The 26,495-nt window shown below is 69.3% G+C and carries 29 protein-coding genes, 1 pseudogene and 1 riboswitch; of the genes and pseudogenes, 17 read left to right on the top strand and 13 right to left on the bottom strand.

What is annotated here, in order from left to right; genetic code table 11:
- Positions 1–45 precede the first annotated feature (45 nt).
- Complete coding sequence (locus ACIQF0_RS05315) at positions 46–2,439, bottom strand: FtsX-like permease family protein (RefSeq protein WP_401024699.1); 2,394 nt, start codon at positions 2,437–2,439, stop codon at positions 46–48.
- 107 nt (positions 2,440–2,546) lie between these two features.
- On the opposite strand from ACIQF0_RS05315, the gene ACIQF0_RS05310 reads away from it, so the two are divergent.
- Positions 2,547–3,044, top strand: coding sequence for an NUDIX hydrolase (locus ACIQF0_RS05310; protein ID WP_401024696.1), 498 nt, complete (start codon positions 2,547–2,549; stop codon positions 3,042–3,044).
- Here ACIQF0_RS05310 and ACIQF0_RS05305 read toward each other — a convergent pair.
- The 5 genes from ACIQF0_RS05305 to ACIQF0_RS05285 all read right to left on the bottom strand — a co-directional run bounded on the left by ACIQF0_RS05305 (position 3,031) and on the right by ACIQF0_RS05285 (position 6,491).
- Complete coding sequence (locus ACIQF0_RS05305) at positions 3,031–3,366, bottom strand: antibiotic biosynthesis monooxygenase family protein (protein ID WP_401024693.1); 336 nt, start codon at positions 3,364–3,366, stop codon at positions 3,031–3,033. The genes ACIQF0_RS05310 and ACIQF0_RS05305 overlap by 14 nt on opposite strands.
- Before the next feature lie 13 nt (positions 3,367–3,379).
- Positions 3,380–4,258, bottom strand: coding sequence for an aldo/keto reductase (locus ACIQF0_RS05300; protein ID WP_401024690.1), 879 nt, complete (start codon positions 4,256–4,258; stop codon positions 3,380–3,382).
- A gap of 73 nt (positions 4,259–4,331) precedes the next feature.
- Complete coding sequence (locus ACIQF0_RS05295) at positions 4,332–5,387, bottom strand: glycoside hydrolase family 5 protein (protein WP_360033092.1); 1,056 nt, start codon at positions 5,385–5,387, stop codon at positions 4,332–4,334.
- A gap of 96 nt (positions 5,388–5,483) precedes the next feature.
- Positions 5,484–6,239 carry an ABC transporter permease gene (locus ACIQF0_RS05290; RefSeq protein ID WP_360033089.1) on the bottom strand — a complete coding sequence of 252 codons (756 nt, stop codon included), beginning with the start codon at positions 6,237–6,239 and terminating at the stop codon, positions 5,484–5,486.
- A 108-nt stretch (positions 6,240–6,347) separates the two neighbouring features.
- The gene (locus ACIQF0_RS05285; protein ID WP_401027703.1) at positions 6,348–6,491 is read right to left on the bottom strand and encodes a transposase; all 144 of its coding nucleotides are present in this window, start codon (positions 6,489–6,491) and stop codon (positions 6,348–6,350) included.
- A gap of 128 nt (positions 6,492–6,619) precedes the next feature.
- Here ACIQF0_RS05285 and ACIQF0_RS05280 point away from each other — a divergent pair, with 128 nt between their 5' ends.
- Positions 6,620–7,924: an RNA-guided endonuclease InsQ/TnpB family protein gene (locus ACIQF0_RS05280; protein ID WP_401024686.1), complete on the top strand. Its 1,305-nt coding sequence runs from the start codon at positions 6,620–6,622 to the stop codon at positions 7,922–7,924.
- A 20-nt stretch (positions 7,925–7,944) separates the two neighbouring features.
- Here the strand turns inward: ACIQF0_RS05280 and ACIQF0_RS05275 are convergent.
- Positions 7,945–8,592, bottom strand: a pseudogene (locus ACIQF0_RS05275) (ABC transporter ATP-binding protein); the annotation flags it as partial.
- A gap of 111 nt (positions 8,593–8,703) precedes the next feature.
- Between ACIQF0_RS05275 and ACIQF0_RS05270 the strand changes: the two are divergent.
- The gene (locus ACIQF0_RS05270) at positions 8,704–9,771 is read left to right on the top strand and encodes a sensor histidine kinase (RefSeq protein ID WP_401024684.1); all 1,068 of its coding nucleotides are present in this window, start codon (positions 8,704–8,706) and stop codon (positions 9,769–9,771) included.
- The gene (locus tag ACIQF0_RS05265; protein ID WP_401024681.1) at positions 9,768–10,394 is read left to right on the top strand and encodes a response regulator; all 627 of its coding nucleotides are present in this window, start codon (positions 9,768–9,770) and stop codon (positions 10,392–10,394) included. Before ACIQF0_RS05270 ends, ACIQF0_RS05265 begins: the two co-directional genes overlap by 4 nt.
- A 54-nt stretch (positions 10,395–10,448) precedes the next feature.
- Here ACIQF0_RS05265 and arc read toward each other — a convergent pair whose 3' ends face one another.
- Positions 10,449–12,248: a proteasome ATPase gene (gene arc, locus ACIQF0_RS05260; RefSeq protein WP_093587965.1), complete on the bottom strand. Its 1,800-nt coding sequence runs from the start codon at positions 12,246–12,248 to the stop codon at positions 10,449–10,451.
- Positions 12,249–12,961: 713 nt separating this feature from the next.
- On the opposite strand from arc, the gene ACIQF0_RS05255 reads away from it, so the two are divergent.
- Positions 12,962–13,807 (top strand): hypothetical protein, encoded by an 846-nt coding sequence (locus ACIQF0_RS05255; RefSeq protein ID WP_401024678.1) that lies wholly within the window; start codon positions 12,962–12,964, stop codon positions 13,805–13,807.
- A gap of 40 nt (positions 13,808–13,847) precedes the next feature.
- Positions 13,848–14,687 carry a hypothetical protein gene (locus tag ACIQF0_RS05250; protein ID WP_401024675.1) on the top strand — a complete coding sequence of 280 codons (840 nt, stop codon included), beginning with the start codon at positions 13,848–13,850 and terminating at the stop codon, positions 14,685–14,687.
- A 59-nt stretch (positions 14,688–14,746) separates the two neighbouring features.
- Here ACIQF0_RS05250 and ACIQF0_RS05245 read toward each other — a convergent pair whose 3' ends face one another.
- On the bottom strand, positions 14,747–15,574 hold the full coding sequence (locus ACIQF0_RS05245) for a tRNA (adenine-N1)-methyltransferase (protein ID WP_360033073.1): 828 nt from the start codon (positions 15,572–15,574) through the stop codon (positions 14,747–14,749).
- Positions 15,575–15,586: 12 nt separating this feature from the next.
- Positions 15,587–16,705: a site-2 protease family protein gene (locus ACIQF0_RS05240; RefSeq protein WP_401024672.1), complete on the bottom strand. Its 1,119-nt coding sequence runs from the start codon at positions 16,703–16,705 to the stop codon at positions 15,587–15,589.
- An 84-nt stretch (positions 16,706–16,789) separates the two neighbouring features.
- Here ACIQF0_RS05240 and ACIQF0_RS05235 point away from each other — a divergent pair, with 84 nt between their 5' ends.
- The 4 genes from ACIQF0_RS05235 to ACIQF0_RS05220 all read left to right on the top strand — a co-directional run bounded on the left by ACIQF0_RS05235 (position 16,790) and on the right by ACIQF0_RS05220 (position 19,636).
- The gene (locus ACIQF0_RS05235; protein WP_360033067.1) at positions 16,790–17,635 is read left to right on the top strand and encodes a PD-(D/E)XK nuclease family protein; all 846 of its coding nucleotides are present in this window, start codon (positions 16,790–16,792) and stop codon (positions 17,633–17,635) included.
- Positions 17,635–18,405 carry a thioesterase family protein gene (locus tag ACIQF0_RS05230; protein ID WP_401024668.1) on the top strand — a complete coding sequence of 257 codons (771 nt, stop codon included), beginning with the start codon at positions 17,635–17,637 and terminating at the stop codon, positions 18,403–18,405. The genes ACIQF0_RS05235 and ACIQF0_RS05230 overlap by 1 nt, the downstream gene beginning before the upstream one ends.
- A gap of 139 nt (positions 18,406–18,544) precedes the next feature.
- Positions 18,545–18,994, top strand: a complete 450-nt coding sequence (locus ACIQF0_RS05225) for a hypothetical protein (RefSeq protein WP_401024665.1) — start codon at positions 18,545–18,547, stop codon at positions 18,992–18,994.
- Between the two features lie 93 nt (positions 18,995–19,087).
- Positions 19,088–19,636 (top strand): phosphoribosyltransferase, encoded by a 549-nt coding sequence (locus ACIQF0_RS05220; protein ID WP_401027700.1) that lies wholly within the window; start codon positions 19,088–19,090, stop codon positions 19,634–19,636.
- Here ACIQF0_RS05220 and ACIQF0_RS05215 read toward each other — a convergent pair.
- The 3 genes from ACIQF0_RS05215 to ACIQF0_RS05205 are packed head-to-tail and all read right to left on the bottom strand — an operon-like array spanning position 19,597 to position 21,045.
- On the bottom strand, positions 19,597–19,908 hold the full coding sequence (locus ACIQF0_RS05215) for an antibiotic biosynthesis monooxygenase family protein (protein ID WP_401024662.1): 312 nt from the start codon (positions 19,906–19,908) through the stop codon (positions 19,597–19,599). The genes ACIQF0_RS05220 and ACIQF0_RS05215 overlap by 40 nt on opposite strands.
- Positions 19,905–20,765 carry an ATP phosphoribosyltransferase gene (gene hisG, locus ACIQF0_RS05210; RefSeq protein WP_360033048.1) on the bottom strand — a complete coding sequence of 287 codons (861 nt, stop codon included), beginning with the start codon at positions 20,763–20,765 and terminating at the stop codon, positions 19,905–19,907. The genes ACIQF0_RS05215 and hisG overlap by 4 nt, the downstream gene beginning before the upstream one ends.
- Before the next feature lie 16 nt (positions 20,766–20,781).
- Positions 20,782–21,045, bottom strand: a complete 264-nt coding sequence (locus ACIQF0_RS05205) for a phosphoribosyl-ATP diphosphatase (RefSeq protein WP_089912086.1) — start codon at positions 21,043–21,045, stop codon at positions 20,782–20,784.
- A gap of 108 nt (positions 21,046–21,153) precedes the next feature.
- Here ACIQF0_RS05205 and ACIQF0_RS05200 point away from each other — a divergent pair, with 108 nt between their 5' ends.
- The 7 genes from ACIQF0_RS05200 to ACIQF0_RS05170 all read left to right on the top strand — a co-directional run bounded on the left by ACIQF0_RS05200 (position 21,154) and on the right by ACIQF0_RS05170 (position 26,491).
- Positions 21,154–21,804, top strand: a complete 651-nt coding sequence (locus ACIQF0_RS05200; protein WP_360033045.1) for a (2Fe-2S)-binding protein — start codon at positions 21,154–21,156, stop codon at positions 21,802–21,804.
- A 34-nt stretch (positions 21,805–21,838) separates the two neighbouring features.
- Positions 21,839–22,030, top strand: a riboswitch (cobalamin riboswitch).
- 32 nt (positions 22,031–22,062) lie between these two features.
- Entirely contained in the window at positions 22,063–22,251 is a 189-nt protein-coding gene (locus tag ACIQF0_RS05195; protein ID WP_330277318.1) for a CbtB-domain containing protein, read from the top strand.
- Positions 22,252–22,276: 25 nt separating this feature from the next.
- Positions 22,277–23,035, top strand: a complete 759-nt coding sequence (locus ACIQF0_RS05190; RefSeq protein WP_401024657.1) for a CbtA family protein — start codon at positions 22,277–22,279, stop codon at positions 23,033–23,035.
- 60 nt (positions 23,036–23,095) lie between these two features.
- The gene (locus ACIQF0_RS05185) at positions 23,096–23,551 is read left to right on the top strand and encodes a YbaB/EbfC family nucleoid-associated protein (protein ID WP_401024654.1); all 456 of its coding nucleotides are present in this window, start codon (positions 23,096–23,098) and stop codon (positions 23,549–23,551) included.
- Complete coding sequence (locus ACIQF0_RS05180; protein WP_401024651.1) at positions 23,548–24,978, top strand: hypothetical protein; 1,431 nt, start codon at positions 23,548–23,550, stop codon at positions 24,976–24,978. The genes ACIQF0_RS05185 and ACIQF0_RS05180 overlap by 4 nt, the downstream gene beginning before the upstream one ends.
- Complete coding sequence (locus ACIQF0_RS05175) at positions 24,978–25,454, top strand: hypothetical protein (RefSeq protein WP_401024649.1); 477 nt, start codon at positions 24,978–24,980, stop codon at positions 25,452–25,454. The genes ACIQF0_RS05180 and ACIQF0_RS05175 overlap by 1 nt, the downstream gene beginning before the upstream one ends.
- Positions 25,451–26,491 (top strand): hypothetical protein, encoded by a 1,041-nt coding sequence (locus ACIQF0_RS05170; protein ID WP_401024646.1) that lies wholly within the window; start codon positions 25,451–25,453, stop codon positions 26,489–26,491. Before ACIQF0_RS05175 ends, ACIQF0_RS05170 begins: the two co-directional genes overlap by 4 nt.
- Positions 26,492–26,495: the final 4 nt, after the last annotated feature.

Here is a 26,495-nt window from a genome sequence, read left to right as displayed (position 1 = left end):
ACCAAGCGTGAGGGGAGCTTCGCGTTGAAGCTCCCCTCACCCTATTCACCCGGACGCCAGTCCGGCGGCAGGACGAATCCGGGACGCGCCGCGAGACGGCCCGAAAGCGGCGACCACGGCGAGCAGGACGACGATGGCCGCGCCTGTGACCAGCGGCAACACCACCTTGAGAGCGGGCAGCGTCAGCGGGACGCCGATCGAGAGAAACGCGACCTCCGCGTAGGCGAACCCGAGCACGCCTCCCCCGATCACCCCGACCAGGGCCAACATGATCGCTTCAGCGATGACTCCGCCCTGCAGTCCGCCCTGAGTGACGCCCAAGGCGCGCCTGAGCGCGAGCTCCTTGCGGCGTTCCTGGACGGAGATGGTCAGCGCGGTGCCGATGCCGGTCACGGCGACCGCCACGGACAGTCCGAGCAGCACCATCATCAGCACGGTGCCCAGGTGCATGTACCGGGCGGCCTCGGCCCGTTCGTCCGCGTCGGTCTGCACGATCACGGTCGGGTTGTTCGGCAGCGCGGCCTGCAGTTCCGAGCGGAACTGGGCGGGGTCGACGCCGGGTTTCAACGCGACCAGCACCTTGTCCGCCGGTCCCGACGTGGCGCCGGCGATGATCGGCGTGTAGCCGGTGATGCTGCCGGGGATCGTGCCGACGACCTTGTACTGCTTGCCGTCGGCCTCGACGAACGGCCGGTCCTCCCAGTGCGGCGGCACGATCGCGGTACCGGCGACGAGCTGGTCGGCACCGGACACGTTCTGCGCCCTGAGCCAGGTCCTGAACTGCTCCGGGTCCACGCTCGCGGCGCCGTCACCGGTCTTGTGCAGCACGACGCTCGCGGCCACGCCCGGCTGTGCGGGGATCTGCGGCAGCGGCCGGTCGCCCGCGTCCACCACGGTCGCGTCCGGACGTTCCTCGTTGGCGTACTGGAACGTCAGCTCCTCCGCCCCGCCCAGCACGACCAGGAAGAAGGTCACCATCGAGCTCGCCAGGAGCAACGGCAGCGCCACCGAGGCCGACCGCTGCGGCATCCTGCGCACCTCGGCGCCGGCGAGCTTCCACTGCGTGCCCCCGATCCTGCCGAACAGGCGCGCGATGAGCGGGACCGTGACCGGGCCGAGGATCCAGAACAGGCCGGTCACCGCGGCGATCGCGGAGAACGTGACGGCCAGTGGGGCGGCGGACGTGCCCTTGGCCGCGATCGCCGCCATCGCGAGCAGCACGGCACCACCGGTGAACAGCACACCGAACACGAGCCGAAGGCGGCGCACGGATCGAGGCGGCACCTCGTTCTCCGCGTCGCGCAGAGCGGCCAACGGCGAGACGCGCGCGGCGTTGATCGCGGGACGGACAGCCGCCATCACGCTCAGCAGCGCGGCGACGACGACTCCGAGGATCACGTACCCGAGCGACGGCAGCAGTTCCGGGCTGAGCTCCACCGCGCCGAACAGCACGGAGATGCCGGTGACGTCGAACGTCCTGGCCAGCAGCCACGCCATCGGCCCGCCCAGCAGCGCGCCCGCGACACCCGCCAGCGCACCCGTCACGAACGCCTCGAACAGGCTCCTGCGCACCAACGGCCCGCGCTGGGCGCCGATGCACCGCAGCAACGCCGTCTGCCGCTGGCGTTGCGCGTAGACCGCCCGGAACGTGGCCGCCGCGACGAACACCGCCGTGGCGAGCGCGAGCACGCTGAACGGCAGCAGGAGGAACGTCAGCTCGTTGCCGATGCTGTCCGCGTCCGGCGCCGGATCCCACACGACGTAGGACGCGCCCGCCGCGCTCGCGACGGCGTCCCTGGCCCCGCCGATCACCCAGATCTCCTTGGTGAACGGCTGCGGGTCGAGCTTCTTCGCGAGATCCGGTCCCGCGACCAGGATCGGCCGCGCGTCCACGCCGCCCTTCTTCATGATCCCGCTGACGGTCATCTCGACCGGCTTGCCGTCCGCCGCGGCGAGCTTGATCCTGTCGCCGGGCTTGAGGCTCCGCTCGTACGCGGTGATCTTGTCGACGGCGACCTCACCGTCGGCGGCAGGGGCCTTGCCCTCGGCCAGCGGCCAGCGCACCAGGTCGGGCTGCTGGACGTGCACCTCGGCGCGGTGCTCCCCCGCCCGGCCGTTGCCGTCGAGGAGGTCGGCCTGGGCGACCTGCACCGGCACGGCACGGCCGACGGAGGAGAGCTTCGCGAGCAACGCGTCGTCGAGCTTCGGGCGGTTCGCCTCGGCGCCCGCGTCGTACTCGACGGGTTTGGTGTCCACCACGTGGCTCACCGACGACGGTGTGAGGGGCGCGCCCTCGTCGACCGACCTGGTGAGCGCGTCGCTCAGCACGAGGGCGGCCAGCAGGCAGGCGACGCCGACGACGAGCGCGACGCCGGGCAGCAGCGCGCGGCCCGGCCGGGCGCGGAACTCGGCAACGCCGAGCCGCAGGGAAGTGGACACGAATCCTCCTCGGTGACGTCTGACGTTCACGAAGGTAGGAAGGAAGGCGATCAGCGGGCGTCGGACTGGGGTAGCAAGCTCGCGTACGACCACAGGAGGACACGGGGATGATCAACCTCTACGACGAGGCCGCGAACGTGATCGGCGAGGTGACCCGCGAACGGATGCGCGCCGAGAACCTCTGGCACGGCTGCGTCCTGACCGTCGTGCACTCGGGCGACGGCGACCGGATCTACGTGCACCGCCGCACCGACACCAAGGACATCTTCCCCGGCCTGTACGACTACGCGGCGGGCGGCGTGATCGACGCGGGCGAGACCCCGGACGAGGCCGCGGTCCGCGAACTGCGCGAGGAGCTCGGTGTCGAGACCCCGCTGACGCCGCTCTTCCGGACCACCTACGTCGACGAGCAGACGCGCTATCACGCGTGGATCTACGAGACGCGCAGCGACGGCCCGTTCACCCACCAGCCCGAGGAGGTCGCCTGGGGCGGGTGGATGGACGCGGACGAGCTGCGCGGCAAGATCGAGGACCCGGGCTGGCCGCTCGTGCCGGACGGCCGGGAAATCGGCCGGGAGTGGTTGCGACGGGCTAGGAACGCGTGAAGCTGTGGCTGCGCTCCACCTTCGCCACGTGGATCGTGTAGCTCTGGTACCAGTGGGCGCGCCCGCGCTGCTGCGCCGCCTGGTGTTCGGCGTTGGTCCGCCATTGCGTGAGGGCGTCGGCGTCGCGGAAGTACGCGACGGTGATGCCGAGTCCGCCGGGGTTCTGCGCGTGGTCCATCCCGAGATATCCGGGGACGTCCTTCACCAGCTCTTCCATGCGCGCGTTGGTGTCGCGGTAACCGCTCTGCTCCTGTGTCCGCACCGTGGTGAAGACGACCGCGTAGTAAGGGGGTTCGAAAGCCTCGACGGGCGCATCGCTCACCGCGCCACGGTAACTAGTTCCAGCTGAGGCCGGAACGGATTTTCCAGTACCGCTCCGCGGGCTCGGCCAGATCCGGCAGGTCGGCGTCGATCCGCAGCGCGTCCACATTGGACCGCAGCTGGCCGGGGCTCGCCGCGCCGGACAGCACGACGTCCACCCACGGCTGCCGCGCGATCGCCGCCAGCGCGACCGCGTCCGGGCCGACACCGAGCGCTTTCGCCTGGGCCGCAACCGCTTGCGGAGGGTCGACGGCGAGCCGTCCGTTGGCCACGCCCTCCTTGATGATCACGCGCAGCCCGGCGTCGTGCGCCTCCCGCAGGGCCTCGCCCGCCGAGGTCTCCAGCACGTTCCAAGTGGACTGGACGGACCGGAAGATCCCGAGTTCCAGCGCCTTGCGGATGGCGTCGGCCTGGCGCGGCCCGGACGTCGAGAAGCCCAGCGGCACCCCGATCCCGGCCATCGCGTCCTGCAGCGCGCGATCGCCGAACAACGGGCTGTCGGCCGTCAGCGAGTGCACCTGGTAGAGATCGACCCGGGGCAGCAGGGCCGTGGTCTCCTGCCACTGCCGGGTGAAACGGGCGAGCGAGTGCTCCTTGACCTCGTGCACCTCGGCGTCCGGCCGCCAGTCCGCGGTGTAGGCGTAGCCCCACTTGCTGGAGACCGTCACGTCGTCATGACCGGGCAGCCACGACGCCAGGAAGTCCTCGGACAGCCCGTACGAACGGGCCGCGTCGACCCACCGGATGCCCAGTTCGTAGGCCGTGTCGAGCACGAGGTGGCACTGCGCGCGCATGGACTCGACGTCGCGCACGGCGGGCAGCGCGTCCTCACGGCCGAGGTTGATGTAGGCGGGACGACCGAGGGAGGCGAGACCGAGCGCGAGTTGTGCCATGCCGACAACGGTAAACGGCGGCCCCGAAGGACCGCCGCTCACGTGACCCGCCGGGGTCGGTCGAACAGAAGGATCAGAAGTCGTCGGCGGTGCGGATGTGGTTGCGCACCCACTTGCCGGCGTCCTTCAGGGGACCCTCACCGGTGAAGCCGCTGCCGGAGCACGTGCCGCTCTTGAACACCGCGCCGGTCCGGTTGTCGTCGGAGAAGTTCCAGTTGGTCCAGGAGATCTTCGCGTCCTTCATGAACGTGATGAACTTGTTCGCCATGGTGAAGTCGTTGGGACCGTCACCGGAGGCCTCCTGCGAACCGAACTCGGTGACGAAGACCGGCACCTGGCTCGAGACCGTCTTCAACGCGTTGAGGTACGAGTCGCGGTGGTCCTTGGCGTAGAAGTGGAACGTGTACATCAGGTTCGAGGCGTTGACCTTGTTCTGGCTGACCTCGTTGATGTTCTTGCCGTCGGACAGGCCGAACGTCGACCAGCCGTGCGTCCCGACGAGCACGAGGCTGTCCGGGTCCTCCGCGCGGATCGTCGGGATGACGGCCTCCGCGTAGGACTTGACCTTCGCCCACGTCACGCCGTTCGGCTCGTTGGCGATGTCGTAGATGATGTTCGTCTTGTCCTTGTGCCGCTGCGCGATCTCCTTGAAGAAGGTCTTGGCGCGCGCGGTGTTGGCGTTCGGGTCGCCCGGCGAGAGCTGGTGCCAGTCGACCAGCGCGTAGAGGCCGCGCTTGGTGGCCTCCTCGATGTAGCCGTGCACCAGGTCGGTGAACTTGCGAGGGTTGGTCTCGTAGCCACCTTCCTGGATGTACATCGAGATGCGGAGGACGTCCGCCTTCCAGTCGTTGGCGAGCGCGTCCAGCGACGCGGTCTTGACGCACTGGGAGTACCACTGGATGCCGTGCGTGCTCATGCCGCGCAACTGGATCTGCTTGCCGTTCTTGTTGCACAGCTTCACGCCGCACACCTTGAGCTGACCGTTGACCGCCGCGGGCGAACCCGGCGGCAGCGCGGCAGCGGCGAAGGTGCCCTCGGGAGCGGCGGCGACGGAACTTCCCGCCATCGCACCGGTCAGCGGGAGCACGACTGCCGCGGCGAACGCCACCACAGACTTCTGCCAGGACATACAGCGTCTCCTCTCGGATGCCGGCGGCGGATTAGTTAGGTAAGTTTCCTTACCGATTAAAGGTATAGATGACCTTAGGGGCACCCCAAGAGCGAGTCAAGCGTCTCGTCGCAGAAGAGTCACCGTTCCGGCACCCAGCGTCACCAGTACGTAAACGGCCAAAACTGCAGCGGCGGCCAATGGACCCAGCGGTGCGTCGTTCACGACCCCGGCGACCTCCCACACCAGGTACGGCACCATCACCGCGGACGCGTCCATGTTCCAGGGCTCCGGCAGCATCGGCGTGATGGCGGGCAGACCCCACAGCAGCACGCCCACCACCACGATCGTGACGGCCGTCGACCGCACCGCGAGCCCGATCCCCAGGCCGGTCAGTCCGGTCACCAGGATCGACAGCACGGCCGCGCCCGCCCACGGCAGCGCGTCGCCGAGGCCGTCCCACGGCGCGATCGGCGGCGGCCGGTCCCCCATGATCAGCCAACTGGACCCGACGCTCAGTGCCAGAGTGATCGCGCCGACCACCACGGCCGTGGTGGCGACGAGCACGCTTTTGGCCACCAGCAAGCGTTTCCGGTCCGGCACGGCGGTCAGCGCGGTCAGCCTCGGGTCGGAGGTCGCGACCAGGGCGCCGAGCGCGGCGACGAGGAACTGGACCACCGGGGTGATCACCACGCTGCTGTCGGCGGAGGCGAACCTCGCCTGTTCCGCGGCCGGCGAGGTGTCGTAGTCCTGGACGATCAGCCACGACAGCAGCGCGCCCGCGACCACCATCAGGCCGACGGTGATGATCAGCCCGTACGACGAGCGGACGGTGCGGAGCTTGAGCCACTCCGCGGCGAGCGCGTTCTTCACCTGAACTCCAATCGGCGGAAGCCTGGTCGTTTACGGCTAGGAGGAGCGGATCCCGGCTTGCGCGTGCGGCCAGCCGGCGAAGTAGAAGGGCGACCAGAAGTGCTGCCCTCACAGGTATCGGCGGTGGATGTGCGCGGAGAATTCCTGCCGAAGGCGTCGAGAGGAGACGCCTTTGAGACTGTTGCCCAGAGTGGACAGAGCCAGACCGGGCGGGGAGTGCACGTGGTCAATTTTGCCGTCGAACTCGCGCAGTTCCTCGGTGAACGCGCCACGCCGGTACCCGGTGACGAAGAGCAGGTGGACGTGAACGTTGTGGATGACACTGCGTCCCCTGCGTACGTCGGGGTCGAGTTCCCACCCTGGTGACGTAGACCAACGCTATGGTGATCAACGTGATGCAGGCGGTGCAGGTGCGATTGCTGCCGTCGCCCGAGCAGGTAACGGCGCTGGCCGACACGCTGCGCGCTTGCAACACGGCAGCGTCGTGGCTGTCCGAGAGGATGCACGCCGACCAGGTGTTCCGGAAGTTCGATGTGCAGAAGCGCTTCTACGCCGAACTGCGGGAGCGGTTCGGGCTGGCCGCGCGGCCGGCGATCCGGGTGATCGGCAAGACCGTGGACGCCTACACGACTTTGCGGGCCAACCTCAAAGCGGGCGACTACGGGCCCCTTGGGTCGGATCGGCGCCGTAAGATCGAGAACTCGCCGATCAGGTTCCGTCCACAGGCGGGGCAGCCGTTCGACGCCCGCTGCCTGTCCTGGCAACTCGGTGACGCGGGCCGCGACGGGACAGTGTCGATCTGGACCACCGCCGGTCGGCTCCGCGGTGTGCGGATCGTCGGAAACCCCAGGCATCTCGCCTTGTTGCGGTCCCGACCGGCGATCGGCGAGACCGATCTGCTGCACCGGGACGGGGTGTGGCTGCTGCACGCCGTCGTCGACAGTCCCGAGGCACCCCGGCGGGAACCGGTGAACGGGTTCCTCGGGGTCGACCTGGGAATCGTCAACATCGCGACCACCTCTGACGGTGACCGGTACTGCGGGTCGCGCCTGAACCGCTACCGCAAGCGCCAGCAGCGAATCCGGAAGCGGTTGCAGGCCAAGAAGACCTCCTCCGCGCGACGGCTGCTCAAGAAACGCCGCCGCAAGGAGGCCCGGTTCGCCGCCGACGTGAACCACCGGATCAGCAAGAACATCGTGGCCGAGGCTGAACGCACCGGACGCGGGATCGCCGTCGAGGAACTGACGGGAATCCGTGTCCGGGTACGGCTTCGCAAGCCCCAACGGGCCACGCTGCACTCCTGGGCGTTCGCCCAGCTCGGTCAGTTCCTGACCTACAAGGCCCAGCAGGCCGGCGTGATGGTGGTGCAGGTCGATCCGGCCTACACCTCGCAGACCTGCCACGCCTGCGGGCACGTCGACAAACGCAACCGCCGCAGTCAAGCGGTGTTCCAGTGTGGCCGGTGTGACTTCGTTGGGCACGCCGACCACAACGCGGCACACAACATCGCGGCACGCGGCGTCGTGTGCCGGGGCGAAGTCATGCGTCCAGACGCAGCGTCCGTCCTGGCAGCCAGCCAGGACGGCAGCAGCAAGCCTGACAACCGCCGCTCGCGGCGGCCGGCAAGCTCGATCCTTCAGGGACGAGCTCATGACAGTCCCCTCCCGGAGGTGAGTTCGAGGTAGGCGTCCTCCAGCGAACCGTTGCGGGTCAACGCCTCCATCGGCGTCTCCTTGACCAGCTGTCCTCTTGCGACGATCACGACGTGGTCGGCGGTCAGCGCCATCTCGCTCATCAGGTGACTCGAGACGAAGACCGTGCGGCCCTGCTTCGCGAGCCCTCGCATGAGGTCGCGGATCCACCGCACGCCCTCGGGGTCGAGGCCGTTGACCGGTTCGTCGAACATCAGCACGCCGGGGTCGCCCAGCAACGCGGCCGCGACGCCGAGCCGTTGCTTCATGCCGAGCGACAACGCCCTGATCCGCTTGTGCCGCACGCCTCCCAGGCCGACCTGCTCCAGCAGCTCGACCGCGCGCTTGGCGCCGATGCCGTTGCTGGCGGCGATCCAGAGCAGGTGGTCAAGGGCCTTGCGGCCGTGGTGCACGGCGGCGGGATCGAGCAACGCGCCGACGTGCCGCAACGGCCGGTCCAGGTCCTGGTAGCGCTTGCCACCGATCAGGGCTTCACCGCCCGATGGCCGGTCCAGGCCGAGGATCATCCTCATGGTCGTGGACTTGCCGGCGCCGTTCGGGCCGAGGAAGCCCGTCACCAGTCCAGGGTGGACGGTGAAGGACAGGTCCTCGACGGCCGTGGTGTCGCCGTATCTCTTCGTCAGGTTCCGCACCTCGATCATGCGGAACAGGTTGGCGCTCCCGCGTTCCAGGCGGATCGGCCTCTGCTCCGATCCCGGGAATCGGACCCTGGTCCGAGGCGCGCCGCCCGACGGCTCGTTAACGTCGTCGGTGTGATCGCCAAACTGCACCTCTACCTGGTCGACCTGACCGCCGCCGTGGTGATCGGCGTGCTCGTCGCCTACGCCATGGTGGAGAACCAGGACAAGCCGTGGTGGCTGGTCCTTCCTGGTGCCGTGCTGGTGGCGCTGCCCGTCGCGGTGCGCCGGTGGTGGCCGCTGACGGTCCTGGCGATCACCACGGCGGCAACGGTGGCGGTGGTGATGACCCAGCTGCTGCCGGTCCAGGCGCTCGGCGCTCCGGTCGGCGCGGTCTGCTTCGGGCTCTACACGGTGGCGGTCGAACGCACCCGCAGGTGGTCGCTGGCCGCTCTCGTGGTCGCCGTCGTCGCGGTCTCCGGTGTCTCCGGAGGCGAACCGGAGACCCTCCTGGTCGGTCTGGCCGTGCTCGGAGCGGTGTGGGTGATCGGCTACACGACACGGCTGCGGCGCTCGTTCCTGGCACGCGAGACCACCCAGCAGGCCGAGCAGGCCCTGGCCGACGAACGCCTGCGCATCGCCCGCGAGTTGCACGACGTGGTGGCGCACAACCTGTCCCTCATCGCCGTGCAGGCCGGCAACGCCGCACACGTGCGCTCACCCGAACACGCCTACCAGGCGTTGGAGTTGATCTCCGAGACGAGCCGCGCGGCGCTGACCGAGATGCGGGGGCTCTTGGGCGTGCTGCGGTCCGACGCCGATCTGGCGCCCTCCCCCGGCCTCGGCGGACTGGCCGACCTCGCGGACCGGGCATCGCTCGCCGGGGTGCGCGTCACGTTGGACGTGCGGGGCGACGCCGTCGTGCCGGAAGGGGTCGGGCTGTCGGTGTACCGGATCGTGCAGGAGGCGCTGACGAACGTCGTGAAGCACGCGGCACCCGCGGCGTGCACGGTGCTGGTAGAGGTGACACCGGAAGCCGTCCGCGTCGACGTGGCGGACGACGGGCCTGGGGTGAGGGAGCTCGGAGTGGGACACGGGTTGATCGGCATGCGTGAACGCGTGGCCGTGTACGGCGGCACGTTCAGCGCGGGCCCCGGCGAGACCGGCGGCTTCCGGGTCGTCGCGGAACTGCCGCACCGATGATCCGCGTGCTGATCGCCGACGACCAGGCGTTGCTGCGCGCCAGCTTCCGCCTGCTCCTCGACAACGAACCTGACCTGACCGTGGTCGGCGAGGCCGGCACCGGCGCCGAGGCCGTCGCGCTGGCGTCCACTGCGAAGCCGGACGTCGTGCTGATGGACATCCGCATGCCCGAGATGGACGGCATCGAGGCCACGAGGCTGCTGGACGGCCCCCGCGTGCTGGTGCTGACCACGTTCGACCTGGACGAGTACGTCTTCGGCGCGTTGCGGGCCGGGGCCTCGGGTTTCCTGCTCAAGGACACACCACCCGCCGAACTGCTGGCCGCCGTCAGGGTCGTGGCGTCCGGCGAGTCGCTGCTGTCGCCGACGGTCACGCGCCGGCTGATCTCCGAGTTCGTCCGGCGGCCCGCCTCGCCCGTGGTGCGCGGGCTGGACCGCGTGACCGAACGGGAGAAGGAGGTCCTGCTGCTGATCGCCCGCGGCCGGTCGAACGCGGAGATCATGGCCGAGCTGCACGTCAGTCCCGGCACGGTGAAGACGCACATCGGGAACCTGCTGGCGAAGCTGCACGCCCGTGACCGCGCCCAGCTGGTGATCGCGGCCTACGAGTCCGGCCTGGTCTGAACGAGAAACCGCCCCGGCCGTGTGCAGCGACCGGGGCGGTTCGGTGAAGCGGTCTTACAGGTACGTGCCGGTGTTCGTGGCCGTGTCGATCGCGCGGCCGGCGTCCTGGTTCTTCCCGGTGACGAGCGTGCGGATGTAGACGATCCGCTCGCCCTTCTTGCCCGAGATGCGAGCCCAGTCGTCCGGGTTCGTCGTGTTCGGCAGGTCCTCGTTCTCGGCGAACTCGTCGAGGATGGCGGCCTGCAGGTGCCGGACGGAGAGTCCGGGCTGCTTGGTGTCCAGCAGCGACTTGATCGCCGCCTTCTTCGCCCTGTCGACGATGTTCTGGATCATGGCGCCGGAGTTGAAGTCCCGGAAGTACAGGACCTCCTTGTCACCGTTGGCGTAGGTGACCTCCAGGAACCGGTTGTCCTCTGACTCCTCGTACATGCGCTCCACGGTGTGCTGCACCATGCCCTCGATGCAGGCCTTCGGGTCCCCGCCGAACTCGGCGAGGTCGTCGGCGTGCAGCGGGAGGTTGGGCGTCAGGTACTTGTTGAAGATGTCCTTCGCGCCCTCGGCGTCCGGTCGCTCGATCTTGATCTTCACGTCGAGTCGGCCGGGGCGGAGGATCGCCGGGTCGATCATGTCCTCGCGGTTGGAGGCGCCGATGACGATGACGTTCTCCAGGCCCTCGACGCCGTCGATCTCGGCGAGGAGCTGGGGCACGATCGTCGTCTCGACGTCGGACGACACACCCGAACCACGGGTGCGGAAGATCGAGTCCATCTCGTCGAAGAACACGATCACCGGGGTGCCGTCGGACGCCTTCTCACGAGCCCGCTGGAAGATCAGGCGGATGTGCCGCTCGGTCTCACCGACGAACTTGTTGAGGAGCTCGGGGCCCTTGATGTTGAGGAAGTAGGACTTGGCCTGCTTGTCGGTCTCGCCGCGGATCTCCCGCACCTTCTTGGCCAGGGAGTTCGCCACCGCCTTGGCGATGAGCGTCTTGCCGCAACCGGGAGGGCCGTAGAGCAGCACGCCCTTGGGCGGGCGCAGCTCGTACTCGCGGAACAGGTCGGCGTGCAGGAACGGCAGCTCCACGGCGTCGCGGATCTGCTCGATCTGCCGGGAGAGGCCACCGATGTCGCTGTAGTCGATGTCCGGGACCTCCTCGAGCACGAGGTCCTCGACCTCGGCCTTGGGGACCCGTTCGTAGGCGAAACCCGCCTTCGAGTCGACCAGCAGCGAGTCGCCGGGCTTCAGCGGCGAGTCGAGCAGCGGCTGGGCGAGCCAGACCACCCTCTCCTCGTCCGCGTGGCCGACGACCAGCGCGCGCGAGATGGTGTCCAGACCGTCGTCGTCGGTCAGCACCTCCCGCAGAGAGCAGACCTCACCGGAACGCTCGAACCCGCCGGCCTCGACGACCGTCAGCGCCTCGTTGAGGCGCACGGACTGGCCGTAGGCGATCTTCTCCGGCTCGACCGCGGGGGACACGGCTACGCGCATCCTGCGGCCGGACGTGAAGACGTCCACGGTCCCGTCGTCGAAACGTGCCATGAAGACGCCGTACCCGCTGGGCGGTTGCGCCAGCCGGTCGACTTCCTCACGCAGCGCGAGCAGCTGGCTTCGTGCTTCGCGGAGGGTGTCTATGAGCTTCGTGTTTCGCTCGGTCAGCTGGCTGACGCGCTCTGTCGCCTCAGCCAAGCGCTGCTCGAGCAACCGCGTGTGCCGCGGCGACTCGGTCAGCTTGCGACGCAACGACGCGATCTCGTCCTCGAGGAACCTGATCTGCGCAGTCAGCTCAGCAGAATTGTTGCCCTGGTTCAGCTCGCCACCCTCATCGGGTTGGCTGCCGGGATGACCGTGCTGCATGTCGGCACCCTCCTCCCGTGTTCGTACCGATTACGGTACCGGCGATCACCGACAAAATGGGGTACTCACAACATCATCTTCGCTCGTGTGGTGCAACGGTGAACCCTCCAACTGAGGTCAACTGCTCCATCTCGGTGTCCGGTCCGACCGCCCAACCGCTACGGTGCGTCTCAGAAACCACCATCGGCGTTTCGCGCCGCGACACGCCAGACGACCTGCGAGAAGTCCGAGGAGAGGGTCATGGGAGCACCTGTGCGGGCACCCGGCCCCTACGGTCCGCGACCACCCTCGGACGATCACGAGCACACCTGGTATGGGCCACGACCCGTCGACGGGCGGCAATCCGCCATCGTCCCACCAGGTGGACCAGACATTGGTCCGATCGGCGGTCACGCACCGCAACCCACCCCGTTCGTGCCCGTCGGAGGACCCGCGCGAGCGAGGCTCCGATGCCTCCGGAGGGCGTGCGGCCAACCGGGTGGTTTCGCCGACGCGACCGGCGCACCACCCCGACAGCGCAGAGCATCGCGCTCAAATCCCGGTGGAGTTGCCACAATCGTTATCAGACACGACCTTTGCGCGGCCAGATCGCGGGTACAGGGCGTGTGCATAACCACTCGTGCGGGTCGATAGACCCCATTCGCCCGCGAGTAGTCCGGCGAAGTACGACAATGTCCAGCGAAAGATCACCTCATCCGCATCGGGGGAGTTTCATGACCTACCCGCCGCAGCAGCCCGGGCCGTACGGGCAGCAGCCGCCGCAGCCCGGAGGTCCCTACGGGCAGCAGCCGCCGCAGCAGCCGGGGTACGGCCAGCAGCCCCCACCCGGCTACGGCCAGCAGCCGCCACCGGGACACGGACAGCAGCCAGGCCAGTACGGCCAGCCGCAGCAGGACCCGTTCGGCCAGCAGGGACCGCCCAGCGGCGGCTTCCAGCAGGGCCAGTACGGGCAGCAGCCAGGTCAGTACGGCCAGCAGCCCTACGGTCAGCAGCCGTTCGGCCAGCCCGGCGGGTTCGGCGGCCCTCCGCCTCCCAAGAAGAGCAACACCGGCCTGATCATCGGCGTCGTCATCGGCGTGCTGGTGCTCGTCGGCGGTGGCATCACGGCCGCCGTCATGCTCACCGGCAACAGCTCGAGCAACTCCAGCAGCTCGTCGCCGGACTCGGGTTCGAGCGACAACGGCAGCAGCGGCGGCAACGACGAGGCCGACGTCAAGAAAGCCGCCGAGGAGTACATCGCGGCGGCGACCTCGAAGAACGAGAGCAAGGCCAAGTCGATGGCCTGCCAGGAGATGCTCGACGAGGCCGCGGAGGCCGAGAAGAACGCCACCCCTGAGCAGAAGAAGCTCGCCGAGGAGATGAAGAAGCTCCCGGTGCCCAAGATGGTGTACAAGAGCGCGACCGTCTCCGGCAACGAGGCGACCGTCAAGATCACCGTCACCGCGGACTACGGCGGCCAGACCCAGACCGTCGACTCCGACACGAAGTTCAAGAAGGTGTCGGGCAAGTGGAAGGTCTGCATCCTGGTCAAGGACATCAAGGTCCCGACGACCCGCTAGCCGGGAAGCAGTCGGTTCATCCACCTCGGGGGAATTCGTCATGACCTATCCGCCGCAGCAGCCAGGGCCCTACGGGCAGCAGCCGCCGCAGCAACCCGGTTACGGCCAGCAGCCGCAGCCGGGGTACGGACAGCAGCCCGGCCAGTACGGCCAGCAGCCGGGATACGGGCAGCAGCCCGGTCCCGGTCAGTACGGGCAGCCGCAGCAGGACCCGTTCGGCCGGCAGGGACCGCCCAGCGGCGGCTTCCAGCAGCAGGGTCAGTACGGGCAGCAGCCGCCCGGCCAGCCCCCGTACGGCCAGCAGCCCGGCTACGGCGGGTTCGGCGGTCCTCCGCCTCCCAAGAAGAGCAACACGGGCCTGATCATCGGCGTCGTCGTCGGCGTGCTGGTCGTGGTCGGCGGCGGTATCACGGCCGCGGTCCTGCTCTCCGGCGACGACTCTCCGAGCAGCACGAACACCGCGTCGTCGAACACGAACACGGAGCCGGCGGACGGCAGCACGAAGCCGACCGCGCCGTCGTCGAAGAGCTCGTCGAGCGGCGGTGACAGCGATGCCGAAGACGTCGCGAACGAGTTCACCGACAAGATCCTGAAGGGCGTTCACGCGGGCACCAGCACGCCGAACGACGTCAAGGACCTGGTGTGCACGGCGGAGTTCCCCAAGCTGAAGGCGCAGACCACCAAACCGAACCCGAGCGTGAGGGCCACCGTGTCGGAGGTCAGGACGTCGGGCAGCACGGGCACGTTCCGGCAGAGCCTCACCGGGCTCGCCGATCCGGCCAACCCCGGCAAGACCACGTCGGGCGCCATCATCTACAAGCTGTCGAAGGAAGGCGGCAAGTGGACGGTGTGCGGCATCGACAAGCTCGAAGGCAACTGATCTGACGCGTGAAAGGGCCCCGCACCTCGGTGAGGTGCGGGGCCCTTTCACGTCCGGGATCAGCCCTTGCTGGGCCGGCGCTGCGGACGCGGCGCCGTCACGCCGTCCGCGAGCTTGCGCGTGGTCAGCAGGAACGCCGTGTGCCCGATCATCCGGTGCTCCGGCCGCACGGCCAGGCCGACGACGTGCCACGGGCGGACGAGCGTCTCCCACGCGTGGGGCTCGGTGAAGCACGTCATCTCGCGCAGCGCCTCGGTGACGACCGAGAGCTGCGTGGTGGTGGCGACGTAGACGACCAGGACGCCGCCGGGGATGAGGTTCTTCGCGATCGAGGGCAGGACCTCCCACGGCGAGAGCATGTCGAGGATGACCCGGTCGACCTCGCCCTCGTGGTTCTTCACGTCGTCGACGGTGATCGACCAGTTGCCGGGGCGTTCGCCGAAGAACGTCTCCACGTTGCGGATGGCGTGCACCGCGTGGTCCTCGCGCACCTCGTAGGACTGGACGCTGCCCTTCTCCCCCACCGCGCGCAGCAGCGAGCACGACAACGCGCCGGAGCCCGCGCCCGCCTCCAGGACGCGCGCGCCCGGGAAGATGTCGCCGTACATGCAGATCTGCGCGGCGTCCTTCGGGTAGATGACCTGCGCGCCGCGCGGCATCGACAGCACGTAGTCGGGCAGCAGCGGGCGCAGCGCCAGGAAGTTCGTGCCGCCGACCGACGCGACGACCGAGCCCTCGGGCTGGCCGATCAGCTTGTCGTGCGGGATGGCGCCGCGGTGGGTGTGGTACTCCTTGCCGGGTTCGAGAACGACCGTGTAGTGCCGGCCCTTGGGGTCGGTCAGCTGTACCCGGTCACCCGGCTGGAACGGTCCACTTGCGCTAATCACCGCGCAATGGTGTCAAACGCCCTTCTCAATGGCCGCACGCAGGTCCTCCCTGCGCAGCACGCCCGCCGGGCGGCCCTCCAGGTCGACGACGAGGAACTGCCACGCGGCGGTGCCCTGGACGCGTTCGACGATCTCCTCACCGGGCTCGTCGGCGAGCAGCACGGTCTCGGGCAGGATCGGCTCGGCCGCCTGCTCCGCGGGAGCGAAAGGACTTGCGGCGGCGAGCTTTCTGGCCAGTTCGGTGTCGAGCAGACCGGCCGCCACCCCGTCGGCCCGCACCAGCACCACGCCCCGGCCGGCCGACGTGCTCAGCGCGTCCGCGACGGGGCTCTCCGCCGGCAGCTGGAGCACCGGCAGGATCAGGTCGCTGAGGGTGACACCAGCGGGCCACGTGCGGCGGCGCTCGCTCGCGAGTTCGCTCCTCGCGCCGGCGACGACGACCCACGCCGTGAGCACGCACACGCCGAAACGCAACCAACGGTCGTCCGCGCCTTCCGCGACGCCGTACAGCGCCCACGCCACCAATGCGATGGCCACGGCGAACCCACCGACCACGGCGACGCGCGTGCCCATCGCCCGTTGCCCCGTCACGGCCCACACGCCGGCCCGCACGATCCGGCCACCGTCGAGCGGCAGACCGGGCAGGAGGTTGAAGACGGCGACGGCGACGTTCGCGGCGGCGATCTGGAAGACCAGCACCCACACGACGTCGCCGGGTTCCATGACCAGCGCGCCGACGCCGAAGATCGCCGCCAGCGCGACGGACACGATCGGCCCTGCGCCCGCGACCACGCCCTCGTGGCTGGGTTTGCCGGGCGTGCGCATGATCTCGGACAGGCCGCCCAGCAGGTACAGGCGCAGTCTTCTGACCGGCAGCCCGAGCCGCAGCGCCGCGACGCAGTGGCCGAGTTCGTGGGCCAGCACGCTCAGCCCGAGGAAGATCGCGAAGAGCGCGGCGAGCAACAGACCGACTCCCGGCGGCGTGCCGGGGGCGAGATCGTCGACGAGCGGCGCGTAGAAGGCCACCACGATCGCCGAGCCGATCCACCAGGACGGCGCGAGGACCACCGGGATGCCCGCCACCCGGAACAGCAGCAGGCCGCCCTCTCGTTCACTGATCCGCGCGGCCACGGGTGAACTGTAGGGCTCCGGGTGTGATCCCGCGGTCTGGTGCTGCTCGCAGAATTGTCAGACCTCTGTCCTAGGGTGCGAACCATGAGCACCACGTTGCGCAGGCCCGCGCTCTCGCCTTCCCGGGCAGGGGACTTCAAGCAGTGCCCGCTGCTCTACCGGTTCCGCGCGGTCGACCGGCTGCCGGAGAGGCCGACGAAGGCGCAGGTGCGCGGCACGGTGGTGCACGCGGTGCTGGAAGACCTGTTCGCCCTGCCCGCCGCCGACCGCGTGCCCGACCGCGCGCGTTCGATGATCACGCCGGCCTGGGAGCGCGTGAAGGCCGAGCGCCCGGAGTTCTCGACGCTGTTCGAGGTGGAGGGCAGCGAGGAGGAGGCGGAGTGGCTGGCGTCCGCCACGAAGCTGCTCGACGGCTACTTCGGCCTCGAAGACCCCCGGCGCCTGGAACCGGAGTCGCGCGAGCTGCTCGTGGAGTCCGAACTGCCGTCGGGCGTGCTGCTGCGCGGCTACATCGACCGCGTGGACGTGGCCCCGACGGGTGAGATCCGCGTGGTGGACTACAAGACCGGCGCCGCCCCCCGTGAGGTGGGCGAGGCGAAGGCGTTGTTCCAGATGAAGTTCTACGCGCTGGTGCTGTGGAAGCTGCGCGGCGTCGTCCCCCGCCAGCTGCGCCTGATGTACCTGGCCGACGGCCAGGCCCTCGCCTACACCCCGGACGAGTCCGAACTGGCCCGCTTCGAACGCACCCTCGACGCGATCTGGCAGGCCATCATGCGCGCGGCCCCGACGGGCGACTTCCGCCCCAACCCCAGCCGCCTGTGCGACTACTGCGACCACAAGGCCTTCTGCCCGGCGTTCGACGGCACCCCGCCGCCCTACCCCGGCTGGCCGGAGCCCGACGACACCGAGACCCTCCAGGACCGCGACTGATGACGGCCTTCTACCTGCCGCTGGGCAACGACACGTACCGCTCCACGGCGCACACCGTCGGCCCGTGGGGCCCGGACAGCCAGCACCTCGGCCCGCCCTCGGCGTTGCTGGTGCGCTCTCTGCTCACCCTGGGCAACCCGTCCTCCGCCCTGGCCCGCGTGACGTTCGAGGTGCTCGGCCCGGTCCCGGTGGCCGACCTCACGGTGTCCACTTCGGTCGAACGCCCAGGCCGCTCGGTAGAACTGCTCGCCGCCTCGCTCTCCTTTGAGGGCCGCCCGGTCCTCACGGCACGTGCGTGGCGCATCGTCGGCTCGGACACCACCGCCGTAGCGGGAGGCGAAGTCCCCGCTCTCGCACCACCCGCTTCCGCCGTGCCGATGGAGATCCCGGACCACTGGGGCGGCGGCTACCTGGCCGCGGTCGAGTGGCTTTCCGTGTCGGGCGGCATCTTCACGCCGGGCGACGCCCAGGTGTGGGCCCGCCCGCGCGTGGCCGTCGTAGAGGGCTTCGAACCCTCACCGGAAGAGCGCGTGTTCTCCGTCGTCGACTCGGCCAGCGGCGTCTCGTCCCGTGTGGACATTCGCAAGTGGTACGCCATCAACACCGACCTGACCGTCCACCTGCACCGTCGTCCCGTCGGCGAGTGGGTCGGCATGGACGCGCGGACGACCATCGGGCCGGACGGGGTCGGGCTCGCGACCAGCGTGGTGCACGACGTGGAGGGGCCGGTGGGCACGACGGCGCAGGCGCTGTTCGTGCGCGAACGCTGATACCTCACAGGACACAACGGGAGTCGCAACCTCACCAGCAACCCCAGTGATCGCGACACCGCGCGATCCCTCGTCCCTCTGCCGGGCTCTACCGCCGCACGCGTGCGGTCAGCCAGGGTGGAAGCGGGGAGGGAACACGATGGCGAAGAAGACCCGCAGGCAGAGAAAGACCTTCTACTTCCTGCTCGTGGTGGCGCTCTCGGTCGGCTGCGTCGTCGCGCTCCACCACGGGAACTACGCGCGGGCGGTGTGGACCGGCTCGTTCGCCGTGGCGACGGCCTGCTGGATCATCGCGGTGCTCTATCCCGTCACCTGCGCGGTGACCACCAGGCAGGGCTTGCCGTGCCGCAACACGGCGAACGGCGTCCTGTTCGGTTGCAGCCGCCACACCTGGATCAAGTTCCGGGCGCACTTCGGCCGGCACGAGCGCGTCCAGGTCCACAACTCAGGGCCGGCGCCGCGAGCTGAAGCCCGTCCCGCCGACGCCGCCGAGACCAGGCGGGGCACGATGCTGTTCTGGCTTGCCATCATCGCCACCGGTTCGGGCTTCGTCTCGATGACCACCGACGTCGCCGGCCTGTTCGACTGAGCCCGGAGGGGCTAGCGTCAGCCTGACTGTGAAGAGGTTCGCGAACCGGCAGGAAGCGGGCCGCGCCCTCGCCGCGCGACTCGCCGACCTCCCCTGGCACGACCCGCTGGTCCTGGGCCTCCCCGAGGCGGCGTCCCAGTCGCCAAAGAAGTCGCCCGCCACCTCAACGCCGAACTGGACGTGGTCGTGGCACGCAAGATCGGCGCCCCAGGCCATCCGGAATACGGCGTGGGCGCCGTCACCGCGGACAGCGAGCCCATCTACGACCCGAGAGTGCTGAGAGCGCTCGACCTCACCGAAGAACAACTGGGCCGCACCTGCGACGAGGAACGCGAAGAAGCCAGAAGACGCACGGCCCTCTACCGCGGGGACAAGCCGCTCACCCTCAAGGACCGCGACGTGATCCTCGTGGACGACGGCCTGGCCACCGGCGTCACGGCCAAGGCGGCGCTGCACTGGATCGCCCAGCACGAACCGCGGACCACGACCCTCGCCGTCCCGGTGGCCGCCAAAGAATCGCTGGCCACGTTCACGACGCCGGTGATCGCGCTCCTGCTCCCGCGCCGCTTCGGCGCGGTCAGCCGCTGGTACGACAGCTTCGCTCAGACCACGGACGAAGAGGTGCTCAGCGCGCTCTCGTAGTGCTCCACCACGGGGAACGGCGAGTAGAAGCGGTGCAGCAAAGCGGACCACTTCTCATACGAAGGCCCCTGCCGGAAGCCCACCGTGTGATCCTCAAGAGAGTCCCAGCGCACGAGCAGCAGGTAGCGCGACGGCGTCTCCAGGCACCGCAGCAGTTCGAGGCCGCGGAAGCCCGGCGAGGCGGAGATCAGCTCCCGCGCCTCGCCGAACGCCCACTCGAACTCCTCGGCGGAACCTGGCAGCACGTCCAGCAGGGCGTGCTCCGTGATCACAGCCGGCAGAACCTGATGTCCGAGGCCAGCACGGCCTTGGCGCCGATCGCGGCCAGCTCGTCCATCACCTGGTTCGCCTCCTTGCGCGACACCATCGCCCGCACGGCCGCCCAGTCCGGGTTGGCCAGCGGCGCGACGGTCGGCGACTCCAGGCCCGGAGTCAGCGCGATCGCGTCATCGAGGATCGAACGCGGGCAGTCGTAGTCGAGCATCAGGTACTGCTGCGCGAACACGACGCCCTGCAGGCGTGCCGTCAGTTGCTTCTTGGCGGCCGTGAGTTCCGAGCCGTTGCGGTGGATCAGCACCGCCTCCGACTGGCAGATCGGCTCGCCGAACGGCACCAGGTCGTGCTGGCGCAGGGTGCGGCCGGAGCCCACCACGTCGGCGATCAGGTCGGCCACGCCCAGCTGGATCGAGATCTCCACGGCGCCGTCGAGACGGATCACCTTCGCGGTGATGCCACGGGCCTTGAGGTCGCGGCCCACCAGCTTCGGGTACGCGGTGGCGAGGCGCTTGCCCTCGAGGTCGGAGACCTTCCAGTCGGTGCCGCGAGGGCCCGCGTAGCGGAAGGTCGACGAGCCGAAGCCCAGCGCCAGCAGCTCCTCGACGGAGTTGCCGTTGTCGTCGGCGCCCGAGTCGGCGGCCAGGTCGCGGCCGGTGATGCCGAGGTCCAGGTCGCCGGACGCCACGTAGATCGCGATGTCCTTGGGGCGCAGGAAGAAGAACTCGACGTCGTTGTTGTTGTCGAGCACGGTCAGGTCGCGCGGCTCGTGCCTCTGCCGGTAGCCGGCCTCGGTGAGCATGGCGGAGGCGCGTTCAGCGAGCGCGCCCTTGTTCGGGACTGCAACGCGCAGCATGTGAAAGTCTTTTCCGTCAGAGGTACTTGTAGACGTCTTCGAGGGTGAGCCCACGGCCCAGCATGAGCACCTGGAGGCGGTAGAGCAGCTGCGAGATCTCTTCGGAGAGCTTCTCGTCGGACTCGTACTCGGCGGCGATCCAGACCTCGCCCGCCTCCTCCAGGACCTTCTTGCCCTGCGCATGGACCCCGGCCTCGAGCGCAGCAACGGTGCCGGAACCCTCCGGCTTGGTGGCGGCTCGTTCGGTCAGTTCAGCGAACAGGGAATCGAAGGTCTTCACGGCATGACATCCTCCCATCCCGGCGACCCCCGTCCACACCGCGGTCACATCTGTCCCAGGCCGTGGACGTGATCTGTCCTGCATGGACACCCAGTAGCGTGAACTTCTGTGTCTGAGTTCGCCGAGGTCCTCGAAGCACTGCGCCGGGTGCGCGGAATCAACCCGTTCTTCGCGCTCGACGTGGGCCGCCCGGACGAGTCCTGGCTGCCGGGAACGGCGTTGTTGGAAGGTCCGGCGCTCAAGAACACCATCGACGCGATCGCGATCCGGTACAAAGCGGAGGAACCACGCGTAGCGGCCAGCCTGTTCTTCCTCAGCTACACGGCACGGCTGCTCAGCCCGCTCACGGCCGCGGGCATCCCGATCGACGTCCGCCCGGAGAACCTCTGGTGGCAGCACCACCCCGCGAACGGCCTGAGCGTCCGCATCGACCAGCCGAGACTGGGCCCGAAGGCCGCAGAGGCGCTCGAACCGGTGGTGGAAGCGATCCAGGCCGTCACGCCGGTGGCGCGTGGATTGTTGTGGGGCAACGCGATGTCGAACGTCGCGGGCGCGCTCAAAATGGTTGTGCGCGCACGCATGCTCACCGCCGAGGAAGCGGAAGAACGCGGCGAACGGCTCATGAGCTCACCGCCGTTCGAACAGGCGGGAGAATTCCTCAGTTTTCCCGGCGAGGTCACGTTCCGGCGTCGGTCGTGTTGTCTCTACTACCGCGTCGCCGCAGGTGGGAAGTGTGGTGACTGTCCACTCGTGAAGTGAGGAACGCAACAACTCTTATGGCCGGTTGTGCTTAACCGATGGATCAACTTACGGTGCACGCGCCGCAGTGACGGGAAGCCGGTGAAAATCCGGCGCGGTCCTCGCCACTGTGACCGGGAAGCGATCCCCGCCGAGCACGTCACTGGTCCTCGCGAGAGGGCTGGGAAGACGCGGGGGCAGCGTTGATCCGGGAGTCAGGAGACCGGCTGCGGCGCCGCAAGGAGAGTTGACCTTCCACGAGGTATGGAGGAGCCCGTCATGACGAGCCCCGCAGCAAATCTGTCCGCCGTCCAGGTGCCCAAGTGGGCGTTCGCCGCCGCACTTCTCGGCCTGATCGTCACGTACCTCGTCCTGCAGGAGAACGGTCTCGCGCTCGGCGCGGGTTCCGAGTTGCTGCACGAGTTCTTCCACGACGGCCGCCACGCGCTCGGCGTCCCCTGCCACTGATCCCCCGATCCCAGGCAGGGAAGACATGACGACGACGTACAAGTCCCTTGCGCTGCGCGGAGTCGCGGCCGGCGGTATTGCTGGCGTCGCCTCCGCGCTCGTGCAGCTGCTGGTGACCGAGATCCCGATTCGCGCCGCGCTCGCGGTCGAGGAGGCACGGGCACCCGCCGGCGAAGAGGCCGGCCACACGCACGGCGGCGAGGAAGAGCTGGTCAGCCGTGGCGCCCAGGTCGTGGGCGGCATGCTCGGCGTGGTGATCGTCGGCATCGCGGTGGGCCTCGTGTTCGCCACGGCCTACGCGCTGTCGAAGCGCTGGTTCGCCGACCGCACGCCGTTCAGCCGCAGCTTCGCGTTCGGGGCCGCGGTGTTCGGTGCCGTGGCGCTGCTGCCGTGGCTCAAGTACCCGGCCAACCCGCCGGCCGTGGGTGACCCGGAGACGGTGAACTACCGGACCGCGCTCTACCTCGGTGTCGTGGTGGCCGGACTGGTGATCGTGTGGGCCGCGAGCTGGCTCGCCGAACAGCTGCGCGCCCAGTCGCAGCCGGTGCGGACGACCGCTGTGCTGCTCGCGGTGGCCGCGGCCGTCGCGGTGGTGCTGCTGGCGTTCCCCGCGCCGCCGGACACGATCCCCGCGGACATGCCGGTGAACGTGCTGTGGCAGTTCCGCCTCAGTTCGCTCGCCCAGCTCGCCACGCTCTACGTCGGCATCGGCGTGGTGTTCGGCCTGCTGATCGACCCGGCGTCGCGCAAGGCCAAGGCCCCTGAGAAGGCCGCTGTCGCCTGATGGTGTGGGGTGGCCGTGGGTGCGGCCACCCCGCCCAGCCGCGATTGGTACGTTCGGCGCATGCCTGACAGCGCTGAGTTGCTGGAACAGATGCGTCAGAAGCTCGAGTTCTTCGAGCAGGCGAACCGCGCCGCCGACGCCCGTGCCGCCGAGTACGACGCGATGGGCAACGAGCTCAGAACAGTGGAAGCCAGCGTCCAGTCCCCCGACCGTTCCGTCACGGTCGTCGCGGGTTTGTCCGGTTCCATCAAGGAGATCCGGTTCACCGAGGACGCGAAGCGGCTGAGCACCACGCAGCTCTCCCAGGCCGTGATGTCGACGCTGCACCTGGCCGTCGCCGCGGCCGCGCGTCAGCAGGCGGAGATCGTGCAGGGCCACACCGACCTCCCGATCGCCGAGCGCGTGCTGGCGACGCAGCAGGAGATCTTCGGCCGGCCCGCCGCCCCACCGGCCCGTTCCCCGGCGGACGACGACGGCGACACCGGCAGCATCTTCCGCAAGGACGACCGCTGGTGACCGGGATCGTGGTGCACGCGGACGAGATCGCCCGGTGCGCGAAGACCATCGGCACGCTCTCCGGCACCTCCACGAAGCTCAACGACGCCGTCACGACCGCGTCGGTGCCCGCGGTCAGCTGGGGCGCGCTCGGGCACCTGCTCGGCCTCTACCAGCAGTACGACGAGTTGCTGGGCGATCTGCACGGCCACTTCGGCAAGATGACCGAGGGCTTCGGCAAGATCGATTCCGCCCTCACCGCCACCGCGCAGACCTACGCGGGCCACGAGCAAACGACGACGGACGCGTTCGGCAAGACGCTCCAAAGTGGACTCGACAGCGCCACCGCGCCGCCGATGGTCTCCGGCGGCAAGGGCACCTCGAACCTCGGCGCACTCGGCAAGAGCTACGGCGACCAGTACTCCGGCGACAACGTCGGCAAGGCGTCCGCGAAGCTGATCCCGTTCGGTGGCAGCAGTTACTCGCTCATGAAGGACAGCGCGAAGCTCGGGGACGACCTCCAGAAGGGCGACGGCGCCGCGATCGCGAAGGACGTCGTCAGCGTCATCTCCGACATGAACAACTTCATGCAGGACGGCATGAAGCTCGCCGGCGCGATCTCCGACCCGCTGAACTTCCTGATCAGCAAAGGACTCGGCTGGCTGCTCGACGTCGTGGCGCCGTTGAAGCAGGCCGTGGACCTGGTCACCGGCGACCCGGCGGCCACGAGCAAGGCCGCGGGCGCGTTCAACGACATCGCGACGCGGACCGAGGACCTGGCGCGCACGTTCGACGAGCACCTGCGTCAGGGCCTGCGGAGCTGGAAGTCCGAGGCGGGCGACAAGGCCGCGGCGAAGCTCGGCGGGTTCCACCACGGCATCGAGGGCACGGCGGGCACCGCGGGCCACATCGCGTCGCTGCTGCAGGGCAGTTCGATGTTCATGCAGGTGGCCGAGGACGTCATCAAGGGGATCCTGAGCGACCTGATCGAGTGGCTGGTCGTCACGTGGGTCGCCGCGCAGATCGCGGCCGTCCCGACGTGCGGGGCCTCCGAGGCCGCCGCGGCCGCCGCCACCCCGGTCGAGGCGGGGATCTCGACCGCCAAGGCCGGCAAGGAGGTCGGCAAGGTCCGTTCGGTGATCCAGAAGATCATGGACGTGCTGCGGCGGATCCGCGAGGTGCTCAGGAACTCGAAGGTCGGCAACGCCTTCCGCGAGGGCGTGGCCGACAAGCCGGGCTCGTTCGGCGAGGCGCTGGGCAAGGCCGCGAAGGACCAGCTGAAGAAGGCGGCCGGGCTGGACAAGAGCGGCCCCGACGGCGCGAAGTACACGGACCCGGTCAAGATCGCGAACAAGGTCGCCGGGTACGCCGACGGCATCTACAAGACCGTGACGTACGGCTCCAAGGGCGACGAGTCGTCGAAGACGGACCAGGAGCTCGACATCTGATGCGCTGGTGGCGGAAGTGGCTCTGGCCGGAGGAGTCGGCGGCGTCCACGCTCTCCGCGGGCGGCCGCACGTTCGCGGTCCACTCGGAGACGAGGATCGTTGGCCTCGCGTCCGCCCCAGGCGACGACGTGAGCGCCCGCACGGAGACCATCGTGTCGGTGAGCACGGACCTCGGCCCGTGCCCGCCGTTGCGCGTGGTGGAACGCCTGCTGCCAGACCCACGCGACGAGAACGCGGGCGCGGTGGCCCTGGGCGTGCCCGCGTTCGACGACCGCTTCCTGGTGTTCTGCGACGACTTCGCGTTCGTGCGGCGCCTGACCCCGGCACTGACCGCCGCGCCCACCGAGTCGACGGCAGGACTGTCACTCGGCGGCGGCAGGATCACCGTGCACCGCAAGGGCACCCGGCACAACACAACGGCCGCGAACTACCTCAACGCCCTGATTCCCTTGCTACCGCCGGAGTTGCGCCGATGAACGACGCGCCGATCATCGTGCCGCTGTCCGCCGGACTGGCCGTGGTGATCGAACAGGACCGCGTCTACTACAGCCGCCTGGCGAACGACGCTTTGGTCGACTCCCCGGTGTTCGGCGTGCCACTCGCGGCGGTCGTGCTCGTGCAGCCGGGAGAACTCCGCGACGAACTCACGCACCGCATCGACCAGAGCGACGGCATCACCGAGCAGATCGTGCTCTCCCGCGGCCCCGCGGTCTGGATCCGGTACGCCGACGACATCATCGTGCCTTGTGCAGACCCACGCGGGCTGGCGGCCGAGATCGAACGACGCCGCCGCCGGGTCGCACGGTACGGCGGCCTCGCGGCGGCCGAGGTGTGGAAGGTCAACCCGAAGCTGCGCAACGGATTCGAGCCCGGCGGCGCGGAGTTCGCTCCGCCGCGCCCGCTGAACGCGAACTGGGAGCCCGTAGCCCCCGCCCAGGCCGGGGAACCGTCCCCGGGCAGACCGCCGTCCGCGCCGGTGGTGCCGTCCTCGGTGCCGTACCCGGAGTCGCTGCCGGTGATCACCGAGCCGCTGGGCAACGGGGTCCGGCTGTCGGTGTCGGTGCGCAGGACGGTGCTGGGGTTCGGCACGGCGGCTCCCGAGTTGGTGACCGAGACGGTGCCGCCGTCCTCGCTGCACGTGCCGCTGGCCGCGTGGCACGTGGTCCAGGCGGGTTCGGTGCGCGGTGGGCTCGCCCCGATCCGCCGGTGCGCCGCCGATGGGACCGAGATCGGGATCGACCTGCCGGACGGGCCCGCGCTGTGGTTGTGGGGGCCGTTGCGCGAGTGGCTCGTCGCCACGCCGCGCGCCGCCGAGCTGGCCGACGAGATCCGGCTGCGGCAGGCCGTGGGGATGAGGTTCCCGCTGTCCAGTGGGCTCGGGGCGGAGCGGAAGACGTGGCTGGACCTGCCGACGACGCGGCCGGTGGACACGGCTGCGGGACGCGCTCTGCCCGCTGTTCCTGAGTGGGCACCAGTCTCGCCCACCCTCGTGCCGCACGACTGCTGGAGCTAGTGGT

Origin of the sequence: Lentzea sp. NPDC092896 (genome assembly GCF_044754905.1) — a bacterium.
Lineage (GTDB): Bacteria > Actinomycetota > Actinomycetes > Mycobacteriales > Pseudonocardiaceae > Lentzea.
This window is presented reverse-complemented; position numbering and strand designations above follow the sequence as displayed.